The organism is Pedobacter lusitanus (genome assembly GCF_040026395.1).
In the GTDB taxonomy this organism is placed as follows: Bacteria; Bacteroidota; Bacteroidia; order Sphingobacteriales; family Sphingobacteriaceae; genus Pedobacter; species Pedobacter lusitanus.
Window position 1 is genome coordinate 3,153,557 of record NZ_CP157278.1, and the last position, 25,813, is coordinate 3,179,369.

Below are 25,813 nucleotides of genomic sequence, written 5' to 3' on the forward strand. Positions count from 1 at the left end.
ATGACCAAAAATATTTCAGCTGCAGAGATAAAAAGTTATAACCTTACGCTCTGGAAGTTACTGATAGGAGGTGTGATTCTGTTTGCAATTTTTATTATTGCAATAGGCTTCGGTTTATTTGGAACTTTACCTTCTTTCAGAGATATTGAACATCCTAAAAGTAATCAGGCGACTGAAATTTTAACAGAAGATAAAAGGGTTCTGGGTACTTACTTTCTACAGAACCGCTCTAATGTAACTTATCCTGAGATTTCTCAGAATGTAATTAATGCACTGATCTCTACAGAAGATACCCGGTTCAAAGAACACTCCGGTATCGACTTCAAACGTACATTCACGATCATTTTTTATAATATAGTCGGTAAAAAACAAGGTGCCAGTACCATTACACAGCAGCTTGCACTCAACCTTTTCTCAGAAGAAGGCCGTCAGCGCAATTTCTTCAAACGTCTGATGCAGAAGTTTCAGGAATGGATCGTTGCAGTAAAGCTGGAACGTAACTTTACCAAAGAAGAGATTATCACGATGTATTTAAATACTGTGGATTTTGGTAATCAGGCCTATGGGATCAAATCGGCAGCCAGAGTTTACTTCAATACCACCCCTGATCAGCTGACTGTAGCACAGGCTGCAACCCTGGTTGGATTACAAAAAGGAATTACCCGTTACTCTCCTACCCGTAACCCGGAAAGATCACTTGCCCGCCGTAACACCGTAATGAGTAATATGGTGAAAGAAGGCCTGCTGACTGATCAGCAGTATGAAGAAGAAAAATCAAAACCTCTTGCCCTTAAATTCAGTGCAGCAACAGTAAATGATGGAATTGCCCCTTATTTCAGGGCTGTACTTAAAAACGATATCAAGAGAATTTTCCAGGAGCGTTCTATCCTGAAAGCCGACGGTACACCTTATGACCTGGACAGAGATGGTCTTAAAATTATCACGACGATCAATTATGATATGCAGGTATATGCCGAAGAAGCGCAGAAAGAAGCGATGAAAGTTCTTCAGGCACAGTTTATCAGAGGCTGGAAAGGCAGAAACCCGTTCAAGGATAAAGAATTACAGATAGAACAGGGAGTTAAAAGATCAGACCGTTATAAGGCCCTGCAACTGGAAGGTAAATCAGAAGAAGAAATTAAAACAGATTTTAACACCCCGACAGAGATGAGCATTTTCACCTGGAAGGGAAATCTGGATACCCTGATGAAACCTATTGACTCGGTGAAATATTATAAACTGCTGTTAAGAAATGCCATGATGGCGATGGACCCGAAAACAGGATATGTTAAAGCCTGGGTTGGTGGTATCAATTATGAGCACTTCAAATACGATCAGGTAAAAATGGGAACAAGACAGGTTGGTTCAACAGCTAAACCTTTCACTTATTCTGTCGCTATAGAAAATGGTTATTCTCCTTGTTACCAGGTATTAAATGAACCTGTTACCATTGAGGTTCCGGGCAGTGCGCCATGGACACCAAAATCAGGAGGTACTTTACCTGGTTATATCACCCTGCAGAAAGCACTTGCCTTTTCTCAGAACTATATTGCAGCTTATTTAATGAAACAGGTAGGTCCTACAGCTGTGGCAACACTGGCAAAAAGAATGGGGATCACGTCTAATGTACCTGCTTATCCATCTATTGCACTGGGCTCTTTTGATGCCTCTGTATTTGACATGGTAGGTGCGTACAGTGTATTTGCCAACAAGGGAGTCTGGACACAGCCTACTTATATTTTAAGGATTGAAGATAAAAATGGTGTGGTGCTGTTCTCACAGACGCCTCAGAAACACCCTGCCATGAACGAAGACGTGGCTTATGTCATGACCCGTATGCTTGAAGGTGTGGTTAAAAATGGTTACGGTTACAGCCTGATCAGTAAATATGGCATCAAAAATCCTGTAGGTGGTAAAACCGGAACAACCCAGAATAACTCGGACGGCTGGTTCGTTGGTATCAGTCCTGACCTGGTAGCCGGGGTATGGACCGGTTGTGAAGACCGTGCATTCCACTTTATCAGTACCAGAGAAGGTGAAGGTTCGAAAACTGCATTACCGATTTTTGGTGGTTTCTTCAAAAGAGTATATGCAAATCCTAAATTAAAAGTAAGTAAAGCAGACTTTGAAGCACCTAAAAACGGCGTATCCATTACTTACGACTGTAACCAATATCAGCAGCAGCAAACCGACACCACAGAACTGGACAAGAAGCTTGGTTTTTAAATGAATAGCTTTGATTACAAAAAGGCATTAGCCGATATTCCTCATAAACCCGGTGTTTATCAATACTGGGATACCGAGGGTATACTTATCTATATTGGCAAAGCCAAGGATTTAAGAAACCGGGTAGGCTCTTATTTTAATCAGGATAATCAGATGAATGGTAAAACCAGGGTACTGGTTTCCAAAATCCGCAAGATTACCTTTACCATTGTAGATACCGAGATTGATGCCTGGCTGCTGGAAAACAGCCTGATCAAAAAGCATCAGCCCAGGTATAATATCATGCTGAAAGATGATAAGACCTATCCATGGATTATTATCAAAAAAGAACCTTTCCCCCGTTTATACTGGACCAGGAAAATGGTCAAAGACGGCTCTACCTATTTTGGCCCTTATGCCTCTGTAGGTATGATGCATACCATTCTTGACCTGATCAAGGAGACTTACCCTTTGCGCACCTGTAATCTGCCGCTCAGCGAAGAAAACATCAGTGCCGGTAAATTTAAAGTCTGTCTGGAGTATCAGATCGGTAATTGTAAAGGTCCTTGTCAGGCTTATCAGTCTGATGCCGACTATGACCATAACATAGAAGAAATCAAAGATATTCTAAATGGCAAAATCGGTAATGTTATCAAAGAAGTTAAGCAGACTATCAAAAATGCAGTTGCCGAACTGAATTTTGAATATGCCCATCAGTATCAGAAAAAACTGCTGGTTTTAGAAAAGTACCAGAGTAAATCAACTGTGGTCAACAGCTCTATTACCAATGTTGATGTGGTAAGTATTGCTTCTGATGAGCGTTATGCCTTTGTCAATTATCTGAAAATCATGAATGGCAGTATCATTCAGACCCAAACCATAGAAATTAAAAAGCGTCTGGATGAATCTGATGAAGAACTGCTTACCCTGGCTATCACAGAGTTCAGAACAAAGTTCAGCAGTACCTCCAGAGAAATCATTGTTCCTTTTGAGATTAAGCTGAAAGACGAGAATTTAAAGTTTACTGTTCCCAAGCTTGGAGAGAAGAAAAACCTGCTGGAACTTTCTCATAAAAACGTATTGTTCTTCAGACGGGAAAAACTAAATCAATATGAAAAACTGAACCCGGATTTAAGAACCGAACGCATTTTAACACAAATGCAGAAAGACTTAATGCTGACTCAGCTACCTGTCCATATCGAATGTTTTGATAACTCCAACTTTCAGGGAGCTTATCCGGTTTCTGCAATCGTGGTATTCAAAGATGCCAAACCTTCTAAAAAAGATTACAGACACTTCAATGTAAAAACGGTAGAAGGCCCCAATGATTTCGCGACTATGGAAGAAGCTGTTTACAGGCGATATAAGCGCATGATGGAAGAAGAGGACACCTTACCTCAGCTCATCATCATTGACGGCGGTAAAGGCCAGCTATCGTCTGCAGTGAGCAGTTTAAAGAAATTAGGGATAGACAAGAAAGTTACGGTCATCGGCATTGCCAAAAGACTCGAAGAATTATATTATCCCGGAGACAGCTATCCGCTTCACCTGGATAAAAAATCAGAGACCCTCAAAATCATTCAGCAGCTTCGTGACGAGGCCCACCGTTTTGGGATCACCTTCCACAGAAAGAAAAGAGATCAGGGTACACTGAAAACAGAATTAGAAGATATTCCCGGTATTGGCAAGGCAACGGCCGATAAACTGCTGCGTCAGTTCAAGTCCGTTAAAAAGATCAGAGAAGCAACAGAGGCCGAGCTCGAAAAGGTATTGAACAAAGCACAGGTCAAAACCCTGCTTAGTCACTTCAGTCCAAAAGATATTTAAAACCTGTTCCAATAAAAAAGCCGCTATCTATAAAGACAGCGGCTTTTTTATGAGATTATCATCAGAGATTTAGTATTCCCACAGACTCTGTTCATAGTCTGCCATACTTTTCTTGATGCGTTCAGACTCATATAACTTTCTTGGATCTTTAGGATCGGTCTGATTCAGAATCTCCACGATAGTTTTATTAGCCGGATTAGTTTCTTTCACAATATTACTCGAGAACAGCCTTCTGACAAAGAAGTCATCAAATGTCAGTACCGAGGCATCATTAGCCGGGTCTACGAGCTTTTTCTTACTCAGCAATGTTCTGGCTTCATCATAGTAAATCCAGAATACAGGCTGCCAGTTACCTTCTACCATTTTTAACGGTGCCAGCCCCACAATACGCGGTTCAAACACAGATCTTTTGGTATCCAGAATCCAGTCTTCTTTAATTCTGTATTTTAAAAACTCATCAGGTCTTAAGCGTTTAAGCGTAGGCTCTCCTATTTTACCTTTCTCGTCTGCCTCACCTTCAGAAGTTCCTCTTGCATTTCTCAATGCTTCGGCAGAAGTCAGTGCGATTTTGAAAGCGTCATTATCTTCCAGCAATTTACCGGCAACAGTATCCTTTGGTGAATAAGCGGTCAGCTCTTCATTGCCGATAGCTTCCAGCAGTACTTCAATCAGTTTGGAGCTTTCTGTATTTAAAACCGAATTGATCGTATCACGCAGGTCGATTTCTCTCCATACCCGTTTAGAGTAAAAAACATCTTCTTCTCTTACATCAGCATAGGGAACCATGACACTGCTATCCACATCTTTTCTGGCAAAAAAGCCATCTTTTGGCGGAGTTTTAATCTTTGATTTTTTAAGCAGCGGATTAGTAACAGGAGCAGCTGCTGTAACTACCGGTGTATTCACAGCCGGCTTACCTGCTGAAGGCGTATTGACTGCAGGTGTAGTAACCCCTGGCGTAGTAACCGGGGTAACCGTTTCAGTTGCCGGTCCTGCACTTTGTGTAGTTGGAGCAACAGCTGGTTCAGCAGCTGGCACAGTAACGGGCGCAGCCGATGTTTTAACCGGTTTTACTTTAGGACGCTGACTTACTATTGGTTTTACAGGTTTGTTCTGAGCGAAAGATGCGGTGCCCAGAAACAACAGGATAATCAGATATAAAAAATTTTTCATCTTGATTCTATTTAGCTGTAAATGTTATACCATCTAAATTCTTTTGTCTGCCATCAGGTCCTTCAGCAATAATATCCTTGAAGATAACTGTTGCTCCCGGTTTAATGGAATTCAAAGCACCTTTGATCTGTCCGCTGAAAGAACCACCACTGTTAGGGATGTTCACTGCGTCCGATCTTGGGTTAATAAAGGTAGCGTTAAATCTTACTACTTTGTATTTTATATCAAATACGAAATCTTCCAGCTGCGTTTCGATCACATTAGATCTTGATAACCACTCCAGATCAACACTGCCACCAGATTTTCCCTTAATAAGGGCTTTTGGTGTAGGCAAAGCTTTTACTCTGAATTGCTGTGAACCTAAATTCACTGTTTTACCGGCATTATTGGCTGTCACATTAATGTTGACTACCTGGCCAATCTGGCCACCTCCCACACTTACAGAATATTTACCATTTGAACCGCTCATTGAACCAGCAGAAATACTGGCCTTTACGCTTTCTAAAGGAAATCCGGCAGCCGAAACTGAGAATGGATTTGGAATACCTGCATAGATTACATTCATTTTGTCAGGAGACACCGTAGCCGATGGTTTGGCCACCTGGTAAGTTTGTTCCGGAGTTCTGTATTCTTTGATCTGTCCGTCAGTTTGTTTGACACGGATTGTACCAACCCATTTAAAGACACCAACAGAACCTGTTCCACCAGTATAAGTTCCTTTACCATCTTTGGTCGCTAATCTGCCACCGCCAACACTGATTTCAGGACTTGATTTTGAATCACTTGCTGTCAGGAAAACCTGCGCAGTATAAGGCTGACCCTGGATTACGTAAGAAGTTGGCGCAACCGCAACCGCAGCAAACTGATCCAGGTTGACCAGTGATTTGTCCATATTTCCGAAAAGTTTTTTAACAATTTCGGCCTCAGCATTCCTGGTATCCGACTGAATTTTAGTCAGGACAGTATTTGCCGCAGTTAAAGGAGTTCCTTCACCAAAATTAATGTCTTCCCATTTTTTCTTACCTTCTATGCTTTTTTCCGCATCCTTTGCTTCTAAAGAAAAAGAAACATGTTTGCGGTCTTCTGTTTCTAAAAGTGCGATCAGTTTTTCACGGGTTTCATTGATTTTGGCTTTAAGTTTCTCTCCTTCTTTAGCGTTAATCATAATTCCCTGAGCGATATCCTGATTTGCTCTCTCTTTCAGGTCGCCTGTTTCAGGATCGATACCACCACCGGCAGTATTAAACTGCTGTTTTAACTGCTGGATATAACTATTCAGGTCGTCAGCATATTTTTTTGCCTGGTTGGCCTTAGCCCAGATCGGCTGTGCCCTTCCCGGCTCTTCTTTAAGTTTTGTATTCTGAAATGAAGTGAACAACTGATCAATGCTGGTGCTCACATTCGTTCTTGATGAATCAAGACTGTCATTGATATTCTTAAAGGCATTAAGTATAGTATCAGATACGTTTAGGGCAAGCATAGCTAACAATACCAAATACATGATATTGATCATCTTCTGCCTTGTTGTTTCTTTTCCTCCGGCCATTATTATGGTTCTCTGTGGTGATTAAATAAATTGATTACCTGATTATGGACGAGGCTGATTCATTGCTGTCAGCATGTTGCCATAAATAGCATTCAGTGAAGACAGATTTTTCGCCAGTTTACCTACTTCTTCTTTAAATTGTTTTGAATCATCCATAGATTCATTGAAGTTACTCATCGTAGCCGAAAGGTTCTGATAGAATTTGTTCATCGATTTAAGGTGTGAAGTAGAATCCTGTAATTCCAATTCATAAACTGCATTTAAAGCAGATAGATTTTTAGACAGGTTATTGACCTGCTCATGGTAAGATTTTGAAGCATTACCACTTTCACCAAGCTCTACCAATTGTGTAGTTGCTTTACTGAATGCACCATTCAGCTGATCAAAACCTGCAGAAGCCTGTTTTACTCTGCCTGTAAAATCATTGGTTGCGACTGCTGCATCTGCAACTGTTGAAATATTAGCTACTTTATCGCCAAAGGTGCGTAATCCGCTGCCCAGGCTTTCAATTAATTCAGGACCTATTTTAGCATCGCCCAGCATTTTATCCAATGCTGCTGTAGAAGAAAATCCTGCCGCAGCAACTGGTCTTGCTGTAGCTACCGGCAACTCGCCTTTAAAATCATCTCTTAATTCTGGATATACTTTTTCCCAGGCTAATTCTGGTTCTGGCGGGAAAAACCCGGTGATAAAGAATAATGCTGCTTCAACACCCAGACCTATACCAATTGCATAACTTCCCCAGATACCACCAATGTGAAGGATTTTACATAACGCTCCCAAAATTACAATACTCGCGCCCCATGAGATTGCCGTGTGTAACCAATTAGAATTCTTTTTAGCTGCCATATTTCTACTATATAGATGTTGTTTTTAAAATTTTATAATTGAGATAGAATCAATTTAGTTTTTGAAGTGAATATCAGTTCCTGCATAAGAAGAAACGCATCTGAATCCAATATAAGATCTGGCCTGATCCTGGTATTCATAAGTGCCTACAGCATTCTGAAGAAAGAAACCGATGTCTTTCCATGAACCGCCTCTAACCACTTTACGTTTAAGATATTTACTGTCTGTAGTTTTAGCTACATAGGTGAAGTTTGGATTAAAATCCAGCAATAACGGTGCTGCTGAATTGTTATAGGCAGTTACAGTCCATTCTGCTACGTTTCCGGCCATGTTATATAAACCGTAATCGTTAGGGAAATAAGATTTCACATTAACGGTGTATAAACCACCATCATCAGAATAATTACCTCTGCCTACCTTGAAGTTAGCCTGCATACATCCTTTGGTATTTCTGACATAAGGGCCACCCCATGGGTATTTCGTTTTCACATTACCTCCTCTTGCCGCATATTCAAACTCAGCATCTGTAGGTAATCTGTATTCCGGACGTGAACTTAAAGGAATTTTTCTTGAAGCCGCAACCGGCTCATATAAGCGGGTACGCCATACACAGAATGCATTTGCCTGTTCCCAGGTTACCCCTACTACAGGATAATTATCATAAGAAGGGTGATTGAAGTAAGATTTCACCATCGGGTCATTCTGAGAATAAGAATAATCCAGTTTCCAAACCATTGTATCCGGGTAAACATTTACCGAAGGAAACTGATTCGGGTTATTAGGATCAGGTGAATCCACATAACTTTCAATAAAGTCTTTACGCTTTTTAGTCGGATCTTTTCTTCCGGCTTCTGCCAGATCAAGATTCACGAAACTATAAGAATATCTTAATTTTCTAATGTCCAGATCATTGCGGCCTGGCAGTGCGTCATCTCCCGAATAATACATATCCTTGAATTTAGCACTTAAACCACCTTTTTTATCATTCCAGAGCGCAGAACCATTACCGACTTTCTTCCAGTCAATATTTTTCTGTCCGGAAGTAAGGCTTGCACCTCCGGCTGTCTGAGTTTTAGGGGTGATGAAATATCCTGGCGCTCCGCTTGGGCCTACAGTGGTCAAAGCAACAGAGTCTCTTACCCAGTTCACAAATTGTCTGTACTTGGCGTTGGTGATCTCTGTTTCGTCCATATAAAATGCACTGAATGAGGTCATCCTGCTTGGGGAAGTCTGTGAGTTGTTAATATCCTCGTCAGACATACCGATCAGCGTTTTACCCTGAGGAATATAGACCATTCCCCTTGGCATTTTTTTGTTATTGAATTTCTTATTATATACACCAACCAGTTCTCCCTGACCGCCTTTTCCGCATCCGGATAGGATTGCTGTAATTAATATAAAACCCAGTGTGTAAATTTTCCTCATAAGCCCTAGAGCAATTTTACAACAATTTTATCAAATATGATTGATATAAACAATTATTCTGAGATAAAAATATGTCTTAAAAGCAAAAAAAGCAAGATGTTAACGATTTCATAACATCTTGCTTTTCAGTTTTTAAAAAAATTGGCACAGGAGACCTTTCCCCAATTTGGGAAAATAAGTCAACAACTTCCCGTTATTTATTGGATTTCTTTATATAATTTTCGATTGCCATGATCATTGATGGCGACTCCGGTGAAGGGGCAGCAATATCAACAATCAGGTTATTATCCTTAACAGCCTTATGCGTATTTACTCCAAACGCTGCAATCCGTGTATTATTTTGCTGGAACTCAGGAAAATTTGTATACAGCGACTGAATACTGGAAGGGCTAAAGAAAGCAATCATATCATAAGTCACTTCAGCAAGATCAGAAAGATCACTCACTACGGTCTTAAACAATACTGCAGGCGTCAGGTCGTATCCATTTTTCAACAGGAAATTCATGGTATCTTCTGTGGCCACATCAGAACATGGGTAAAGGAATTTCTCCCCTGCATGTTTCTTCAGGACTTCAGATAAATCGGCAGCAGTCTGCTTTCCGAAAAATATCTTACGTTTCCGGTACTGGATATATTTTTGAAGGTATAGTGCGGTTGATTCCGAAATACAAAAGTACTTCAGATCTGCAGGCACTTCGTACCGCATTTCCTCACTAATTCTAAAAAAATGATCTACCGCATTTCTGCTTGTAAATACTACAGCAGTAAAATCAGCTAATGTGATCTTGTCTTTTCTAAAGTCCCTTGCTGGAATACCTTCCACATGAATGAAGGATCTGAAATCAATTTTTAAATTGTATTTCTTAGCCAAATCAAAGTATGGGGACTTCTCTGTTTCGGGCTTTGGCAAAGTTATCAGTATACTTTTTACTTTACGCAACCTATCTTCTGTTTTTTCTTGCATTTTACCTAATTACAGCTCTAATCCTATGGCCTTGATTAATATCAAAATAGGACATATTTCGAGGGCACAAAAGTACATAAATAAATAGAATTTTGAAAACCGATAGTGAGATAAAATATTTATTCCCGCTCTTATAAATTGAAATGTGAAGATTACGCCCAGCAGAATAAATGAGATAACTATGTAATATATACCATATTTCATTGGTGATAAGGCGAACGCAACAACCAATGGAATAAAGATTAAAGAGATGTTAAAATAACTCAAATATAATATAGAAATGTACTCGTGGACGGGTTTTTGGATGTTAAACAGATGTCCCAGTATTCTCAATAAAAAAATTTTCATCGCATAAAGCACCACAACAAGAACAGAAACACTGACAAAAAAACGAAATCCCTGATGCACATAAGCGAGCTGATAATACTGTGCAACGAGGTAAAAAAACATGCCGATTGTGAAGCCAAACTGGATAAATAAAAACAAAAATGGCCAGGAACTGAACACATTATCCTCCTTATTCAGGTTATTTAGTCCGCGATTACTGTAAAAAGATTGCACAATACTCTGTAATTGTTTGGAGAAAGAGATTCTGAGTACAGCAAAAACAACCAGTAACAACACGATAAAACCCAGCACCCAGGTCTGTCCTTTATGTAACGGAGTACCCGTTCTGAAGCGGCTTACTTTCTTCAGTTTACTATACTTTTTAAACCAGGCATCCAGATCCAGCTTCTCAAAAACATTGGCTTTCATGATACTGTCCATCAGCATATGTTTGTTGATCAGGGAGTCCGGAAGAATCCAGGTATGCGTCATTATAGAATCTGTCACAAACTTCTGCCGTACCAGAAATGCAGAGTCTCTCACCAGCCTGGGCTTATAAACCCTGCGTTTTACAGTAGAATCTCTGACTACAGACAAGTCCTGCGCATTCGCCTTTCCAAAGCCTGCAATGCACAGCAGGAAAAATGTTACCAAAAAGTATTTATACATCGGGCAATAAAAGTAACGGGATTATTCCTTTGTGCAAAGCTAAGATATTATTATTTCACATTCATGCATTGCGGCAGAATAGCTGCTGACTCCTCTTTCTGCGTAACGGTATTGTACGTTTCCATGTCAGCTCCGGCCCGGCTCCGCAGCGAGTCCACCTATTTACAGAAAAAGGTGGACTCACCGTGGACTCATTGTGGAGTCAAGGTGGACTCACACAGTTGTTTCTGCGAATTCTCTGAGGCCGGAATCAACACAATAATTAATTCATATTTATTTCGGAACGATCAGTCCATATTGTATATTTGCCCCATGGCCCGGAATAAAGCATTCGACATAGATCATAAATTAACGGTAGCACGTGACCTTTTCTGGGAAAAGGGTTATCATGCTACGTCAATCAATGATCTTGTAGATACGCTTGGACTTAACCGGAGCAGCATATACGACACTTATGGCAGTAAGCATGAGCTGTTTCTAAGTAGCCTGACTAATTATGCACAGTTAAAAATCAGTGAGTACCAGACTGCCGGCAAAGGAGCTGATTCAGCTTTTAGCGCATTAACCAATATCATCAGAAGTGTAGTTGAGCATACGCTAAAAGATGACAGAAACTGCCTGATTGTAAAATCGACCTTTGAAGTGGCCGGAAAAAACGATGATATCCGGGCAATCATTGTTAAACATGGAAAAGTACTGCAGGAAATATTTGCCAGCCTGATCAGAAAAGCACAGCAAAACGGAGAAATCGGCACCTCAAAAGATCCGGAAGTTATGGCTGCCTTTATTTTATCGAGCTTTAGCGGTTTCTGGCAGCAATACATTTTGTCCGGAAGCCGTGAGCAGGTAGACAAATCCGTTGAATTTTTAATTTCAGTCATCAAATAACATTTTTTTTACCCTAATACAGAACGATTGTTCCAGAAATAAAAAACAAGATGAAAACAGCAAAAGAAAACACCGCAGCAACAACAGAATTAATCGAAACCTACTTCAGAAAATTACTGGTAGAACGCGATATTAAAGGAATCATTGACTTATACAGTGATCAGGTAGATTTCAACATTCCGGGTAATACGGATGTCGCTCCATGGGTAGGAAGAAGAAAAAACAAAACTGAAATAGCTGAATTTTATGACCTGCTGGTGCAGTATCTTGACCATCAGTCATTCATAATTACCAATCGGTTTATTCAGGATAACCAGGCCGTGATCACAGGAAATCTGGCTTCCCGGGTGAGAAGTTCAGATAAGGTATTCAAATCTGACTTTTCGATGCAATTTACGCAGGAAAATGGTCTGATCACACATTATCTGATGCTGGAAGACAGTTATGCACTGGTTGAAGCTATAAAACAGGACTAAAAAACAGGACAGTCAGTACCGGGCAGAATTCCTTCCCGGTCTGCTTTCAGGATTTTATCTTTACCGCTACCGGTAATAATCCACATAGAATCAAAGTCTGCACTGCTCCAGGATAGTTTCTGATGTTTAATTCCGAGGGCTTTGGCAAGCGCAGGGATATTACCGTGGTTCCAGACCAGCAGCACGGTACCTTGCCGACGTTTGATATCTTTTGCTATTGCAGCAAAATCTGTTCCCTCAAAGTTGCTGTTGATACTAACACTGTACTTAACTGCAAATGGGGTAATAGTCTGAAACATGCGTGAATGCATCGTTTTATTACCATTACTCAAAGAAGGCACATAGATCGCAGCCGGAACACCTATTTTTTTATAGAGTACGCTGGTTAACTTTAAAGAACGGTTAAGCCCTTTACAGCTCAGGTTTTCATTTTGATCCTGTTTTTCACCATGACGGATAATTACTATTCTGGTTTGTGCTTTTAGCGCTGGGGATAACATCAATCCGCATAATACACACATTGCTGTTAAAACTATCTTTTTCATTACAGCCAAAATACTATTTTAATTGCAATTCATCTGACAGCTAATCAGACAGCCTGATAATTAACCGGCTCAGATCTGAACAATAAATGGAGCCGGATACAATATTTATTTGGCTCCACTTATTTTAAAATTACTTACTCACCTGGTGTTCTGAGGCAGAACGGTTCCATTCTCCAAAAGATTTTTTTGCCAGCTCTCTGGCATCAGCAGCAGTAATATTACCCACAATAGTCAGGCAGGTATTTGAAGGTATAATATTTCTATTATAAAATGTTTTGATATCGTCTAAAGTTAAAGACTTAAGTGACGCCTCTGTAATGGTTTCAGGATAGTAACGGTCTCCGGCATTTACACTTGCAATCACTTTTGCCAATGCCTTTTTAAAAGTAGCCTGGTTTAAAACCGGTTCTTGTACTGATTTCGAGAATACGGTTAAAGCGTTAGCAAAACCAACATTGCTTGCAGCTATATGACCACCTTTATCTGTAAGGATTTTATTCAAAAGCTTGGCGGTCGGACCTGGGCCAGCAATGCAGAACCAAATGGAGCTGTATTCTCTTATTCCATTCCTTCATAAGTACGATTTCTTATTTTTCAGTGGTTAAACTTTCCTCCTGACAAATTTTTATGCCTTACCTTTGCTTAATCTGTATTAACCTACGCCATTCAAACGGCCTTAAAAACATGGCAGGAATTTATATCCATATCCCTTTTTGTAAACAAGCTTGTAATTATTGCGATTTCCACTTCAGTACCTCTCTGCAGCATGTAGATGAAATGACTGATGCAATCTGCAAAGAGATTATGCTGAAAAAAAACAGAATCTCTGATCAGCAGATCGGCAGTATATATTTTGGGGGTGGCACTCCATCCCTTTTACCGGAAAAGTCTCTGGCCAAAATATTTGATACATTAACCTCCGGTTTCTCTATAGCGGCAGATGCTGAAATTACTATAGAAACTAATCCTGATGATTTAGATGCAAAGAAAATCGCGCAATTGCGGCAGTTTCCTGTAAACCGTTTCAGTATCGGCGTGCAGTCTTTTTTCAATGAGGATCTGGTCTGGATGAACAGGGCACATAACTCCACTGAAGCAGAAACCTGTATCAAACGCAGCCAGGATGCCGGATTTGAAAACCTGAGTATAGATTTGATCTATGGCTTCCCTTTGCTGACTGATGAGAAATGGCTGAGTAATATCAGCAAAGCGATCGGTTTACAGGCGCCACATATTTCAGCTTATTCATTAACCGTAGAACCCAAAACGGCGTTGGCCGCAGCGATCAGAAAAGGCAGAGAAATACCTGTTAATGATGAACAAAGTGCTGCTCAGTTTATTACACTGACAGCGAAACTGGCTGCTGCTGGTTTTGATCACTACGAAATTTCAAACTACAGCCTGCCCGGCCGGCATGCGGTACATAATACCAATTACTGGAGAGGCATCCCCTATTTGGGCATAGGCCCGTCAGCACATGGATTTAACGGGAATGAAAGATATCTGAATATCGCCAATAATGCTAAATATATGCAGCAGCTTGCCTTAGGTAAACTGGCTGAAACTATCGAAGATCTGGATATTTATGACCGGTTTAACGAATATATAATGACTTCTCTGCGCACGATGTGGGGTACGGATCTGCAAAAAATAGGCGATGAATTCGGAAAGATATTTCTGGAAGATACGCTGAAAAATATAGTTCCTTTTGTACAGAGAAACTGGCTGAAAAATGAAAATGGCAAATTAACACTTACACCGGATGGTAAGTTATTTGCAGATTATATTGCTTCTGAACTGTTCCTTTTAGATGAACATCCGGAAGATTAATTCCTAAAAAAATGAAGAACAAAGTAGTTTGGATCACAGGAGCTTCATCGGGTATTGGCGAGGCCCTGGTATATGCGTATAACAATTCAGGAGCAAACCTGATTATTTCTGCCAGGAACAGAGATGAACTGTTCAGGGTTAAAGGGAACTGTAAAAATCAGATCAATGTTCATGTCCTTTCCCTGGATCTGGAAAATACAGCGGCATTAAGCGATAAAGCCAGAGATGCACAGAAAATTTTTGGCCATATAGACCTACTCATCAACAGCGGTGGCATTAGCCAGCGTTCCCTGGCCCTGGAAACGGAACTCAGCGTTGAACAGAAAATCATGAATGTTAATTTTTGGGGTACCGTAGCTTTAAGTAAAGCGGTATTGCCGGGAATGATTGCAAAAGGCGGTGGTAAAATAGTTTGTATAAGCAGTGTAATGGGTAAACTTGGTACACCTTACCGCTCTGGTTATGCTGCTTCAAAACATGCACTGCATGGTTATTTTGACTCTCTGCGTTCTGAAGTATTTGATCAGAATATCCGCATCACGCTCGTTTGTCCGGGTTATATCAAAACAAATATTTCATTGAATGCAGTGACCGGAGATGGCAAATTACATAACCAGATGGACCAGAACCAGGAAAATGGTCTTTCTGCAGCTGACTGTGCCAGCCAGATCGTTAAAGCTGTTGAATTGAACAAAGAAGAGGTTTACATGGGAGGTAAAGAAGTAAAGGGTATTTTGTTCAAACGCCTGTTCCCATTAAGATTTTCAAAATACATCCGTAAAATAAATATGACAGATCTGAAAACCAAGAGTTAAAATCCGACGTATCTCCTGCTATAAAACAAAATCATGAAAAGAATCATCTTATCTGTATTTGTCATAGCAGCTATGGCATTTTCAACTTCAGTTTACGCTCAGAAAAATCCGATGGTTGGTGGTGCAGCAATGTATCCGACTAAAGATATTGTAGATAATGCAGTAAATTCAAAAGACCATACTACACTGGTTGCCGCTGTTAAAGCAGCAGGCCTTGTAGAAACTTTAAAAAGCGCAGGCCCCTTTACTGTATTTGCGCCCACCAATGAAGCTTTTGATAAACTACCTGCCGGCACTGTAGAAACAGTCCTGAAACCAGAAAACAAAGCCATGTTAACTAAAATCCTTACTTACCACGTTGTCGCTGGAAAAATGGATGCAAAAACAATTGCCAAAGCCATCAAAGCAGGAAATGGCAAAGCTGAGTTAACTACTGTTTCGGGTGGAAAACTATGGGCTGCTATGGCTGGAACTCAATTAGTGCTCACTGACGAAAAGGGTGGAACAGCTAAGGTTACCATTTCGAACGTAATGCAAAAAAACGGTGTTATTCATGTTATTGACAGTGTTTTGATGCCTAACTAATTCTTAAATTTATTGCTGACAATAAAAAAAACACAGTCTTCGTTACTGTGTTTTTTTATTGTCAGAATTTTTAATTTTTCATTGACTAGTTGGCAGGGAAAGTCAAAATTCTATAATTTTACATGAATTAACATTATTTTAACATGAAGTTTGACTTAACTCAGATTGATTGCGTTGATGATATTTCAAAAGAGGATTTTGAAAAAAATTATCTTAATGCACGCAAACCATTAGTCATTAAAAACATGGCTAAAAATTGGCCTGCATATCAAAAATGGTCAATGGATTACATGAAAACTGTAGTTGGAGATAAATTGGTTCCTCTATACGACAGTTCAAAAGCTGATCCCTCAAAACCAATCAATGCCTCTGCTGCAGAAATGAAATTTGCAGATTATATTGATCTGATCAAAACTACCCCTACTGATCTTCGTATATTCCTTTTTGATCCGATTAAACAGGCCCCGAAATTACTGAATGATTACATCGCTCCAAAAGAGCTGATGGGTGGTTTTCTGGATAGCTACCCGAATATGTTTTTTGGCGGAAAAGGCTCCGTGACTTTCCTGCATTACGATATAGATATGGCCCATATCTTTCATACGCATTTTAACGGCCGGAAACATGTAATCCTGTTCGAGAATAAATGGAAGGAACGCCTTTACCAGATTCCTTATGCGACTTATGCACTGGAAGATTATGATATTGAAAATCCTGATTTTGATAAATTCCCGGCACTGAAAGGAGTAAAAGGTATAGAAGCGTATCTGGAGCATGGCGATACCCTGTTTATGCCTACGGGTTACTGGCACTGGATGAAATACCTGGATGGTTCTTTTTCTATCAGTCTGCGTGCCTGGGATAAATCATGGGCAGTGAAAGCAAGGAGTCTATATAATCTTACTATCCAGCGCAAATTTGATAATTTCATGAAAGCTAATTTCAGAGAGAAATACATGGCATGGAAAGAAAGGCTGGCTGTTAAAAGGGCAAATAAAGCTCTTGCGGAACACATTCCTTCCTAATTAAGAATCTGTTTAAATTTAAATAACAAACTATTTCTAAGTCATACCTTGCCTTTTTATGTAAATAAATAGAATTTAATTTACACTTTTGTTCTCAAACAAGATCTTTTTTGATTATGAGCTTTATATTAAAGCCGGTAGATACCGTTGAGAATATTAGTCCGGCAGACTTTAAGAAAAACTATTTAGATCCCAGAAAACCTCTGATCATTAAAGGTTTAACAAAGAGCTGGCCAGCCAGAGAAAAGTGGACTACTGAATACCTGAAGGAAATTGGTGGTGACCTGGAAGTCCCTTTATATGATAATGCAAAAGTAGATCCGTCCAAGCCTATCAACTCGGCGGTAGCACATATGCGTTTCGGTGATTACCTGGACCTGATTAAATCGGAACCTACTGAACTGCGTATATTTTTCTTTAATCTCTTTAAGCATGTACCCAGCCTGATCAAAGATATCGTCCTGCCTAAAGATTTAATGGGTGGTTTTATAGAAAGTATGCCTGCAATGTTTTTCGGAGGTTCAAACTCTGTAACCTTCCTGCATTATGATATAGATCTTCCGCATCTTTTCCATACTCATTTTGGTGGAAGAAAACATATCATATTATTTGATAATAAATGGAAAGAGCGCCTTTATTGTATTCCAAATGCCACTTATGCACTGGAAGATTATGATGTCGCTAATCCTGATTTTGATAAATTCCCGGCGCTCAGAGGTGTAGAAGGGTATGAAGTATTCCTGGAGCATGGCGATACGCTGTTTATGCCTACTGGTATGTGGCACTGGATGAAATACCTGGATGGTTCATTCTCTCTGAGTTTAAGAGCATGGGATGCTTCTCCGATCAGAAAAGCACAGAGTTTATTTAACCTGGCAATCAAAGGCGGTCTGGATAGTGTATTAAAAATGGCCTTGAAAGCTCCTTATGCACAGTACAGAGAAAAACTTGCGGTTAAAAGAGCAGAAAAAGCTTTAGCTAAAGGTTATCCGAAAAAATAAAAGCTTTTTGATAAACACTTCAGATGACGGCTGATTCACAGTCTTTCACTCATACAGGCAGGTATCCGGTAATTCCGGGTACCTTTTTTTTTGCAGCTATACCTGGACAGGGTATTTTTACAAGCGGGTAACATTAATCACCCGGCAAACTTTTACCTTCGGTATTCCGTTATATATGAAGCTGTTTGAATTTAGATGCTCAAATCGTTTCCGGCTTATTGTTATTAATTTCCCGGGCAGGAAAAACCAGCCTGAATTGAAACAGGATGATTTGCATCTAAAAAGACAGTAACAAAATGGACAGATGAATTTAAAACAGGTTCCGGATCATGAGAGGTTTCCATTTTTCTAATTTTCAGGCAGATGATAAGCCTAAGGGTGGCTTTGATGAAATGCTGAAGTTATTTACCCAGCTATTGAATTATACTGCGGGTGATGCAGGTGAAACACTGGCATGGATGAACGAGCTGGATAAGCAATATAAGTTTACCACCGGCGATTATGGTATGGGTGATTTTATTGATGACCTGAAGGATAAAGGTTTCATCAAAGAGAATTCCAAAGACGGCAGTATGGATATCACTTCAAAAACTGAACAGGTTATCCGTAAATCTGCACTGGAGGAAATCTTTGGAAAACTGAAAAAGGCCGGCAAGGGAAATCACAATAGTAATATCTCAGGGATTGGCGAGGAGAAAAATGCAGATCGCCGTGAATATACTTTTGGCGATAGTCTTGACCAGATCGATATGACTGCATCGATACAGAATGCACAGATCAATCATGGAATCGGAAATTTTACTTTAACTGAGAATGATCTCGAGGTAGAGGAGAAAGATTATAAAACACTGACCTCTACAGTGCTGATGATTGACATTTCTCATTCCATGATCCTATACGGCGAAGACAGGATTACTCCGGCCAAAAAAGTAGCTATGGCCATGGCCGAGCTGATCCATACCCGTTATCCTAAAGACACACTGGATATTGTTGTATTTGGTAATGATGCCTGGCCGATTACCGTTAAGGACTTACCTTATCTGCAGGTTGGCCCATATCACACCAATACACTCGCCGGCCTGGAGCTGGCCGCAGATTTACTTCGCCGCCGCAAAACACACAATAAACAGATCTTCATGATCACTGACGGTAAACCCACCTGTCTGAAAGAGAATGGCCGTTATTATAAAAACAGCATGGGGCTGGACAGAAAAGTGATTAACAAAACACTGAATATGGCAGCGCAGTGCAAAAGGCTCAATATTCCAATTACTACATTTATGATTGCTCAGGACCCCTATTTACAACAATTTGTAAGGGAGTTTACAGAAATCAACGGAGGCCGGGCTTTTTACAGCTCACTTACGGGTTTAGGTGAATATATTTTTGAAGATTACATTAAAAACAGAAGAAAAACAGTCCGCTAATGCGGTCAGACTAAACATATGGAGCAGATCTCAATTAAAACTCTTGGCGAACTAAAAGCCTCAAATTATAGCTCATTAACAGTAAAAGACGAATTACGTAAAAACCTCATTCAGCAGCTGCAAAATAAGGATGCCGGATTTGAAGGAATTCTGGGTTACGATGAAACTGTTATACCGGAACTTCAGACCGCAATCTTATCCAGACATAATATCCTGTTACTAGGTTTAAGGGGTCAGGCCAAAACACGTATTGCCCGCTTAATGGTCAATTTACTGGACGAATATATCCCCTACATTACAGGAAGTGAAATATTTGATGATCCGCTGAACCCGATTTCATGGTACGGAAAACAGGAAATTGCCACTCATGGTGATGCAACTCCAATCAGCTGGCAGCACCGTTCGGAACGTTATACCGAGAAACTGGCTACTCCTGATGTAACTGTAGCAGATTTAATTGGTGATATGGACCCGATTAAAGCCGCTACATTGAAACTAACCTACAACGATGAACGCGTGATCCACTTTGGTTTAATACCAAGAGCACACCGCAGTATTTTCGTTATCAATGAGCTTCCCGATCTGCAGGCAAGAATACAGGTAGCCTTGTTTAACATGCTGCAGGAAAAGGATATTCAGATCAGAGGTTTTAAACTTCGTCTTCCGCTGGATGTACAATTTGTATTTACAGCCAACCCGGAGGATTATACCAACAGGGGCTCTATTGTAACTCCGTTAAAAGACAGAATTGAAAGTCAGATCCTTACGCATTATCCCAAAACGATTGCAATCTCGAGAAAAATCACTTTCCAGGAAGCAAAAATTACCGATGCACAGAAATTAACTGTAGAGGCAGATGGTCTGGTTAAAGATCTGATTGAACAGGTAGCTTTTGAAGCGCGTAAAAGTGAATTTATTGATCAGAAGTCGGGGGTATCTGCACGTTTAACGATTTCTGCCTACGAAAACCTGATCAGTACTGCCGAAAGAAGAATGCTGATCAATGGTGAAGAAAACACTTTTGTCCGACTTGCAGACCTGACAGGTATTATACCGGCTGTAACGGGTAAGATTGAATTGGTTTATGAAGGTGAGCTGGAAGGCCCGGCTAAAGTAGCCAATACCTTAATCGGCAAAGCTATTAAAAGCCTGTTCAGCCGTTATTTCCCTGATCCTGAGAAAGCCAAGAAAAGTAAAACAGCCAATCCTTATCAATTGATTACAGATTGGTTTACTGATGGAAACACACTTGATATTGCTGATAACCTGACTGCTGCACAGTATAAAAAAGAACTGATGCAGGTTGATGGGCTCAATGAACTGGTGAAAAAGTTTCATCCTAAACTAAGTGCGAACCAAACCTTATTATTAATGGAGTTTGCGCTTCATGGTTTAGCCGAATATTCCCAGTTAAACAAAAAGTACCTTAGTGGTGGTTTTGGTTTCTCTGATATGTTTGACAGCTTATTTAATACCGAGCTTGAAGAAGATGATGATGATATTGACTTCAACTCCTAGAATAAGCCGTAATGATAGCTTTAAAAGATTTTTATATTTAACCTGAAAAATGGGCCGATTACCCTTTCTTATAGCAGGATGCATTTTAATAATAGCATTCGATTTTTATTTTGTCAAAGCGATTTTATCTGCCTTTAAAAACTGGAGTGAAAAAGCAAAAACCAGATTTACCAGAATCTACTGGGGGATTACCATTGTATTGGTAACTGGTGTTTTTGCCGGTATATTTTTAAACCTGTTTCTTTCCCTGCGGGCAATTATATTGGTTTCATTTTTCCTGACAACCGCCTGTAAAATTGTAATGTTGCCTTTTCTGTTAGCTGACGACCTGCGCAGACTGGTTATTACCTTGTACAGACGTCTGAAAAACCCTGCAAATCCTATAGAAAGATCAGCGATCTCTGCTGAAACAAAAACCACCGATGAGTTTAGTGTTACTGCTCCGGACAAGAGTAGTAATGAACCGGCCAGGACTGTTTTACCTGGTCAGGAACCAATCAGCAGGTCTTCATTTATTGTTAAGGCAGGTCTGGTTGCAGCTGCAATACCCCTGACGTCATTAACCTGGGGAATTACATCCGGAGCCTATGATTATCAGGTCAGAAGAAAAACATTAATACTCCCGAATTTACCTGCTGCCTTTGACGGTATTACAATGGGCCAGATCTCCGATATCCACTCGGGAAGTTTTTATAACAAAACAGCAGTAAAAGGTGGTGTGGAAATGCTGTTACGGGAAAAACCTGACTTTATCTTTTTTACAGGTGATATTGTAAATGATATGGCCACTGAAATGAGAGACTATCAGGACATTTTCAGTAAAGTAAAAGCTCCTCTCGGAGTTTATTCTTCCCTTGGGAATCATGATTATGGTGATTATCATTTTGGGAAAGAGTCTTCGCCTGCTAAAGTCAAAAACCTGAAAGATGTAATCAAAACCCACGAACTGATGGGCTGGGATCTGCTGATGAACGAAAACCGCAGACTCAAAGTAAATGGAGAAGAAATAGGTATCCTGGGCATTGAAAACTGGGGCATGGGACGCTTCCCTAAATATGGCCGTATGGATCTCGCCACTAAGAACACGGATGATCTTCCGGTAAAACTTTTATTATCTCACGATCCTTCACACTGGCGTAATGAAGTACTTCTTAAATATCCGCAGATAGACGCGATGTTTAGCGGGCATACGCATGGTATGCAGTTTGGTGTACGTACCGAAAAATATCAGTGGAGCCCTATAGAATATATCTATAAAGAATGGGCAGGGTTATATCAGGAACAAAAACAACAGCTCTACGTCAATGTAGGTTATGGTTTCCTTGGTTATCCTGGCAGAGTAGGGATCTTACCCGAGATCACTATTTTCACTCTTAAAAGAGCTTAATCCTATTAGTCAATTTAATAGCGTACTATATCGCAAATCAGCGCAGTACATCCCATTTGTTTCATCACAAAAAATAATCATCAGTATGCCCCGCATCTGTATGATTATTTTTTGTGGATAACTCTCTGAAAACTTCTCACCACCCGTTAAAATTAATTTATTACATTATAAATAAATTAATTGCTATGAAAACTCACTTTATAACCTATGGAGACGATAAATACAGAGATCAGAGGAAACTACTCAAACAAACTGCAACTGATTCTGCCTTTTTTGACGAAGTAAAAATTTTCAGTCCTTCGGCTATAGACCCTGTATTTACCAAACACTTTCAATCTATTCTTCAACAGCCCAGAGGTGGCGGTTACTGGATATGGAAACCCTATTTCATCAAAAAAACACTGGACAGCCTTCCCGACAACGACATACTGATATATGCTGATGCCGGATGTCTGATTAATAAAAAAGGGAAACAACGTTTTAATGACTACAAGCTCCTGTTAGAGGCAACAGATACCGGCACGCTGGCATTTCAGCTACCTCATAAAGAGAGTGAATATACAAAACGGGAGGTCTTTGATTATTTTGAAGTATCTGATGAAATTATCAATTCAGATCAGCTGATGGCAACGGTAATCCTGCTCAGAAAATGTCAGCACGCCACTTCGCTGGTTAACCAATGGTATGATACTTTATACGAAAACTCTGCTCTGTTTACAGATGAAAAGGATTCCGCTATACAGCATCCATCCTTTATTGACCACCGCCATGATCAGAGTATATTCAGTATAATCAGAAAAACGCGGGGAGCCTTAATTCTACCGGATGAGACTTATTTTCAGAATTTCGTTAAAGATGGAGGGTCCTGTCCTTTTTGGGCAGCCCGCCTGAAAGATTAATAAATATGGTATTACAGAACAGTTTCGATAGTTGCAGGAAGCTGTTCTGTAATATATAATTAGTTATTTACCCGGCATTAAAACGATACCCCACTCCTCTGACCGTTTGCAGTAACTGAGGATTATCAGGGTTTAATTCGATTTTCTTTCTTAAGCGGACAATATGCATATCAAGTGTACGGGTATTCACGTCAGAATTATATCCCCATACTACCAGCATCAGCTCATCACGGTTAATCACTTTATTAGGATTTCTCAGGAAATACAGTAGAATTCTGTTTTCCAGTATAGTCAACTCAATTTTCCTTCCGCTTCTGTAAAGTGTATGGATATTTGGATGATGTTCCATATCTCCAAAACGATGAATTTCTGATTTATCATTGTTCACCAGAAATTTCACCTTACTATCCAGCATCGCTACCAGAACGTCCATATTAAAAGGCTTGGTTACATAATCAGAAACACCAAAAGTATAGGCATCGATCTTATCAACATCCTGAGCTTTGGCCGTCATCATAATAATCAGGTTTTCAAATCCCTGCTGACGGACCTCCTGGCAGACTTCCGATCCCTGCTTACCCGGCAGCATCCAGTCTAATAATACTATATCTGGTTTTTCTTCCATGATTACGCTCACCGCCAACTCTCCGTCACCGGTTTCCAGCATCTCATAGCCCTCTGACTTCAGCCTGTGTACAACTAAAAATCTTAAATTCTCATCATCCTCAACTATCAGTATTTTAATTCCTTTAGACATATCATTAATTATTATAAGGCAGTACTATTTTAAATTCTGTTCCTTTATTTACTTTACTCTTTACGGTGATTTCACCTTTCATGAAATTCACCAGTTCTTTACAAAAAGCCAAACCCAGCCCTACACTTCCATTTTGATTATACTGGTTCTGTATGCGGTAAAACTTCTTAAAGATATTATTAATTTCTGGTGTAGGAATACCTATTCCCTGATCTATAAATCTAAATACAACTTTCCCCTTGATCATTCTGGCTACTATATGTAAACGTTTATGATCGGGTGAAGAGTATTTGTATGCATTCTCAGCCAGATTATCAAAAAGACTTCCTAATAATACCGGGTCTGTGATAAAAGTTGTAAACCCGGTCACTTCATAGGTAACCACAAAATCAGGGTGTTTCAGTGTATGGGATTCCACTGTACTTTCAATAAAATCCACAATGCTGATTTCATCCTGATTGAGTTGTATAGCCCCATTTTCAATCTGCGTAAAGGCCAGCAATTTATTCATCAGCCCGTTTAATTTATCAGCCTCCTCATCCAGGATTTTCCCATATAACTTGAGCTCACGCTCTGTCAGCGTATTTGCACTTTTAATATTGTTACCGGCTATTTTAATTACACTTACAGGAGTTTTAAACTCATGGGTAAGGTTATTCATAAAGTCATATTGCAGCTTAAACATCTTATGGTTGATATTCAGGTTTCTGTAAATCAGGACTGTTACCAGTACCAGAATACTATAAAACAATAACATCACCATGGCAATAGGAAGAAAATAGCTCAGAATTTCCTGAGCGACAAATGATTTTGCCGAAATAAAATAAAGCTTATAATCAGAAAACGGACCTGGCAAGGTAATTTCTGTCGCTACATACTCCGTAGAGGTATTTAAAGGATCATAAGTGAGGGGTTCTATCCTGATATTCTGATACAATAACGGTCTTGTATTGATAATCTTAAGCTTGTAAGGATCCAAATGAAACGACAGCATATCCTGCTGATAAACAGGTGAAGGACTAAGCTGCTGCCTGAGCATCTGTTTATAGACTTTCAGATCTTCCAGCCTGGGAATATTCAGATAAGTAATTTTGTTTGACCGGATAATACTAAAATTAGTAAAAAGCTCATCCTGAGTGGGTACACTTGTCGTGTCCAGACTCTCTATATAAGAGATCAGTTTTATACCCAATGCATTAAAATCATCGCCCCTGCTAAATTTCTTTGTATCATCTCTGGAAAACAGCTTTACAGAATCCAGCGGGACCAGGTCACCAAACTGATAGATATACTTGGGGCCAAAAGAAAAGTGCCCGGTATTTAATCCGTCTCTTATAGGAGGAGCATTACCAATCTCCGAATCATAGAAGACCACTTTTGATACAAACGGATAAGTATTTATGATAGTGTCTACAAATTTTGATGCCGTCGCAGAATCCAGATAACCATTATAATAAGAAATCTCCGGGACCTTATTCTGGAAGAACTCATTGTATGGCTTAATACTTTCTTCCAGTACTTTTACCTTCTCAGACACAAATTCATTCTCTATAAATTTCTTGCTAAAATTATAAGCTAAGAAAAGTGACAGCACGAACAAGACAGAGATCAGCACAATAAAAGTCACGATCAATGAAAAGTTTTTACGGTAACCACTGTTTCTTTCTGAACCCAT

23 protein-coding genes are annotated in these 25,813 nt (G+C 39.8%); 13 read left to right on the plus strand and 10 right to left on the minus strand.

Going from position 1 to position 25,813, the window contains the following annotated elements; genetic code table 11:
- A complete protein-coding gene (locus tag PL_RS13375) occupies positions 1 to 2,226 on the plus strand; it encodes a penicillin-binding protein 1A (protein WP_041879673.1) in 2,226 nt (741 codons plus the stop codon).
- Complete coding sequence (uvrC, locus tag PL_RS13380) at positions 2,227 to 4,032, plus strand: excinuclease ABC subunit UvrC (protein ID WP_041879670.1); 1,806 nt, start codon at positions 2,227 to 2,229, stop codon at positions 4,030 to 4,032.
- A 69-nt stretch (positions 4,033 to 4,101) separates the two neighbouring features.
- On the opposite strand, the gene gldN is transcribed toward uvrC, so the two are convergent.
- From gldN to PL_RS13410, 6 genes are all read right to left on the minus strand, one after another.
- Complete coding sequence (gene gldN, locus PL_RS13385; protein ID WP_235324462.1) at positions 4,102 to 5,205, minus strand: gliding motility protein GldN; 1,104 nt, start codon at positions 5,203 to 5,205, stop codon at positions 4,102 to 4,104.
- A gap of 7 nt (positions 5,206 to 5,212) precedes the next feature.
- Positions 5,213 to 6,751, minus strand: coding sequence for a gliding motility protein GldM (gene gldM, locus PL_RS13390; protein WP_041879667.1), 1,539 nt, complete (start codon positions 6,749 to 6,751; stop codon positions 5,213 to 5,215).
- 42 nt (positions 6,752 to 6,793) lie between these two features.
- On the minus strand, positions 6,794 to 7,600 hold the full coding sequence (gene gldL, locus PL_RS13395) for a gliding motility protein GldL (protein WP_041879664.1): 807 nt from the start codon (positions 7,598 to 7,600) through the stop codon (positions 6,794 to 6,796).
- 54 nt (positions 7,601 to 7,654) lie between these two features.
- Positions 7,655 to 9,025 (minus strand): SUMF1/EgtB/PvdO family nonheme iron enzyme, encoded by a 1,371-nt coding sequence (locus PL_RS13400; protein WP_041879661.1) that lies wholly within the window; start codon positions 9,023 to 9,025, stop codon positions 7,655 to 7,657.
- 193 nt (positions 9,026 to 9,218) lie between these two features.
- Positions 9,219 to 9,989, minus strand: a complete 771-nt coding sequence (locus tag PL_RS13405; RefSeq protein WP_041879657.1) for a uroporphyrinogen-III synthase — start codon at positions 9,987 to 9,989, stop codon at positions 9,219 to 9,221.
- A 9-nt stretch (positions 9,990 to 9,998) separates the two neighbouring features.
- Entirely contained in the window at positions 9,999 to 10,970 is a 972-nt protein-coding gene (locus PL_RS13410) for a DUF4271 domain-containing protein (RefSeq protein WP_348619694.1), read from the minus strand.
- A gap of 327 nt (positions 10,971 to 11,297) precedes the next feature.
- Here PL_RS13410 and PL_RS13415 point away from each other — a divergent pair, with 327 nt between their 5' ends.
- Both PL_RS13415 and PL_RS13420 read left to right on the plus strand, forming a co-directional pair.
- The gene (locus PL_RS13415; protein ID WP_041879655.1) at positions 11,298 to 11,873 is read left to right on the plus strand and encodes a TetR/AcrR family transcriptional regulator; all 576 of its coding nucleotides are present in this window, start codon (positions 11,298 to 11,300) and stop codon (positions 11,871 to 11,873) included.
- Positions 11,874 to 11,923: 50 nt separating this feature from the next.
- Positions 11,924 to 12,349: a nuclear transport factor 2 family protein gene (locus tag PL_RS13420; RefSeq protein WP_041879652.1), complete on the plus strand. Its 426-nt coding sequence runs from the start codon at positions 11,924 to 11,926 to the stop codon at positions 12,347 to 12,349.
- On the opposite strand, the gene PL_RS13425 is transcribed toward PL_RS13420, so the two are convergent.
- Positions 12,346 to 12,894, minus strand: coding sequence for a histidine phosphatase family protein (locus PL_RS13425; RefSeq protein WP_041879650.1), 549 nt, complete (start codon positions 12,892 to 12,894; stop codon positions 12,346 to 12,348). The two genes, PL_RS13420 and PL_RS13425, sit on opposite strands and share 4 nt — an antisense overlap.
- 130 nt (positions 12,895 to 13,024) lie before the next feature.
- Positions 13,025 to 13,396, minus strand: coding sequence for an insulinase family protein (locus PL_RS13430; RefSeq protein ID WP_041879647.1), 372 nt, complete (start codon positions 13,394 to 13,396; stop codon positions 13,025 to 13,027).
- A gap of 182 nt (positions 13,397 to 13,578) precedes the next feature.
- On the opposite strand from PL_RS13430, the gene hemW reads away from it, so the two are divergent.
- The 9 genes from hemW (at position 13,579) to PL_RS13475 (ending at position 23,381) form a co-directional block, all read left to right on the plus strand.
- A complete protein-coding gene (hemW, locus tag PL_RS13435) occupies positions 13,579 to 14,724 on the plus strand; it encodes a radical SAM family heme chaperone HemW (protein WP_041879645.1) in 1,146 nt (381 codons plus the stop codon).
- An 11-nt stretch (positions 14,725 to 14,735) separates the two neighbouring features.
- Positions 14,736 to 15,539 (plus strand): SDR family oxidoreductase, encoded by an 804-nt coding sequence (locus PL_RS13440; RefSeq protein WP_041879643.1) that lies wholly within the window; start codon positions 14,736 to 14,738, stop codon positions 15,537 to 15,539.
- 33 nt (positions 15,540 to 15,572) lie between these two features.
- Positions 15,573 to 16,124 (plus strand): fasciclin domain-containing protein, encoded by a 552-nt coding sequence (locus PL_RS13445; protein WP_041879641.1) that lies wholly within the window; start codon positions 15,573 to 15,575, stop codon positions 16,122 to 16,124.
- 143 nt (positions 16,125 to 16,267) lie between these two features.
- On the plus strand, positions 16,268 to 17,149 hold the full coding sequence (locus tag PL_RS13450; protein WP_041879639.1) for a cupin-like domain-containing protein: 882 nt from the start codon (positions 16,268 to 16,270) through the stop codon (positions 17,147 to 17,149).
- Between the two features lie 116 nt (positions 17,150 to 17,265).
- Positions 17,266 to 18,150 carry a cupin-like domain-containing protein gene (locus PL_RS13455; RefSeq protein ID WP_041879636.1) on the plus strand — a complete coding sequence of 295 codons (885 nt, stop codon included), beginning with the start codon at positions 17,266 to 17,268 and terminating at the stop codon, positions 18,148 to 18,150.
- A gap of 329 nt (positions 18,151 to 18,479) precedes the next feature.
- Positions 18,480 to 19,577: a vWA domain-containing protein gene (locus tag PL_RS13460; protein ID WP_041879633.1), complete on the plus strand. Its 1,098-nt coding sequence runs from the start codon at positions 18,480 to 18,482 to the stop codon at positions 19,575 to 19,577.
- 18 nt (positions 19,578 to 19,595) lie between these two features.
- The gene (locus tag PL_RS13465; protein ID WP_041879630.1) at positions 19,596 to 21,095 is read left to right on the plus strand and encodes a sigma 54-interacting transcriptional regulator; all 1,500 of its coding nucleotides are present in this window, start codon (positions 19,596 to 19,598) and stop codon (positions 21,093 to 21,095) included.
- A gap of 49 nt (positions 21,096 to 21,144) precedes the next feature.
- Positions 21,145 to 22,482 carry a metallophosphoesterase gene (locus tag PL_RS13470; RefSeq protein WP_041879628.1) on the plus strand — a complete coding sequence of 446 codons (1,338 nt, stop codon included), beginning with the start codon at positions 21,145 to 21,147 and terminating at the stop codon, positions 22,480 to 22,482.
- 185 nt (positions 22,483 to 22,667) lie between these two features.
- Positions 22,668 to 23,381 (plus strand): hypothetical protein, encoded by a 714-nt coding sequence (locus tag PL_RS13475; protein ID WP_041879625.1) that lies wholly within the window; start codon positions 22,668 to 22,670, stop codon positions 23,379 to 23,381.
- A 67-nt stretch (positions 23,382 to 23,448) separates the two neighbouring features.
- Here PL_RS13475 and PL_RS13480 read toward each other — a convergent pair whose 3' ends face one another.
- Positions 23,449 to 24,138, minus strand: a complete 690-nt coding sequence (locus PL_RS13480) for a response regulator transcription factor (RefSeq protein ID WP_041879623.1) — start codon at positions 24,136 to 24,138, stop codon at positions 23,449 to 23,451.
- A 4-nt stretch (positions 24,139 to 24,142) separates the two neighbouring features.
- Positions 24,143 to 25,813: a sensor histidine kinase gene (locus tag PL_RS13485; RefSeq protein WP_041879620.1), complete on the minus strand. Its 1,671-nt coding sequence runs from the start codon at positions 25,811 to 25,813 to the stop codon at positions 24,143 to 24,145.

What these genes read in the sequence shown, in the direction of transcription:
- PL_RS13375 (WP_041879673.1), top strand. Translation starts at nt 1, where the DNA reads ATGACCAAAAATATTTCAGCTGCAGAGATAAAAAGTTATAACCTTACG.
- uvrC (WP_041879670.1), top strand. Translation starts at nt 2,227, where the DNA reads ATGAATAGCTTTGATTACAAAAAGGCATTAGCCGATATTCCTCATAAA.
- gldN (WP_235324462.1), bottom strand. Translation starts at nt 5,205, where the DNA reads ATGAAAAATTTTTTATATCTGATTATCCTGTTGTTTCTGGGCACCGCA.
- gldM (WP_041879667.1), bottom strand. Translation starts at nt 6,751, where the DNA reads ATGGCCGGAGGAAAAGAAACAACAAGGCAGAAGATGATCAATATCATG.
- gldL (WP_041879664.1), bottom strand. Translation starts at nt 7,600, where the DNA reads ATGGCAGCTAAAAAGAATTCTAATTGGTTACACACGGCAATCTCATGG.
- PL_RS13400 (WP_041879661.1), bottom strand. Translation starts at nt 9,025, where the DNA reads ATGAGGAAAATTTACACACTGGGTTTTATATTAATTACAGCAATCCTA.
- PL_RS13405 (WP_041879657.1), bottom strand. Translation starts at nt 9,989, where the DNA reads ATGCAAGAAAAAACAGAAGATAGGTTGCGTAAAGTAAAAAGTATACTG.
- PL_RS13415 (WP_041879655.1), top strand. Translation starts at nt 11,298, where the DNA reads ATGGCCCGGAATAAAGCATTCGACATAGATCATAAATTAACGGTAGCA.
- PL_RS13420 (WP_041879652.1), top strand. Translation starts at nt 11,924, where the DNA reads ATGAAAACAGCAAAAGAAAACACCGCAGCAACAACAGAATTAATCGAA.
- PL_RS13425 (WP_041879650.1), bottom strand. Translation starts at nt 12,894, where the DNA reads ATGAAAAAGATAGTTTTAACAGCAATGTGTGTATTATGCGGATTGATG.
- hemW (WP_041879645.1), top strand. Translation starts at nt 13,579, where the DNA reads ATGGCAGGAATTTATATCCATATCCCTTTTTGTAAACAAGCTTGTAAT.
- PL_RS13440 (WP_041879643.1), top strand. Translation starts at nt 14,736, where the DNA reads ATGAAGAACAAAGTAGTTTGGATCACAGGAGCTTCATCGGGTATTGGC.
- PL_RS13445 (WP_041879641.1), top strand. Translation starts at nt 15,573, where the DNA reads ATGAAAAGAATCATCTTATCTGTATTTGTCATAGCAGCTATGGCATTT.
- PL_RS13450 (WP_041879639.1), top strand. Translation starts at nt 16,268, where the DNA reads ATGAAGTTTGACTTAACTCAGATTGATTGCGTTGATGATATTTCAAAA.
- PL_RS13455 (WP_041879636.1), top strand. Translation starts at nt 17,266, where the DNA reads ATGAGCTTTATATTAAAGCCGGTAGATACCGTTGAGAATATTAGTCCG.
- PL_RS13460 (WP_041879633.1), top strand. Translation starts at nt 18,480, where the DNA reads ATGAGAGGTTTCCATTTTTCTAATTTTCAGGCAGATGATAAGCCTAAG.
- PL_RS13465 (WP_041879630.1), top strand. Translation starts at nt 19,596, where the DNA reads ATGGAGCAGATCTCAATTAAAACTCTTGGCGAACTAAAAGCCTCAAAT.
- PL_RS13470 (WP_041879628.1), top strand. Translation starts at nt 21,145, where the DNA reads ATGGGCCGATTACCCTTTCTTATAGCAGGATGCATTTTAATAATAGCA.
- PL_RS13475 (WP_041879625.1), top strand. Translation starts at nt 22,668, where the DNA reads ATGAAAACTCACTTTATAACCTATGGAGACGATAAATACAGAGATCAG.
- PL_RS13480 (WP_041879623.1), bottom strand. Translation starts at nt 24,138, where the DNA reads ATGTCTAAAGGAATTAAAATACTGATAGTTGAGGATGATGAGAATTTA.
- PL_RS13485 (WP_041879620.1), bottom strand. Translation starts at nt 25,813, where the DNA reads ATGGGTTCAGAAAGAAACAGTGGTTACCGTAAAAACTTTTCATTGATC.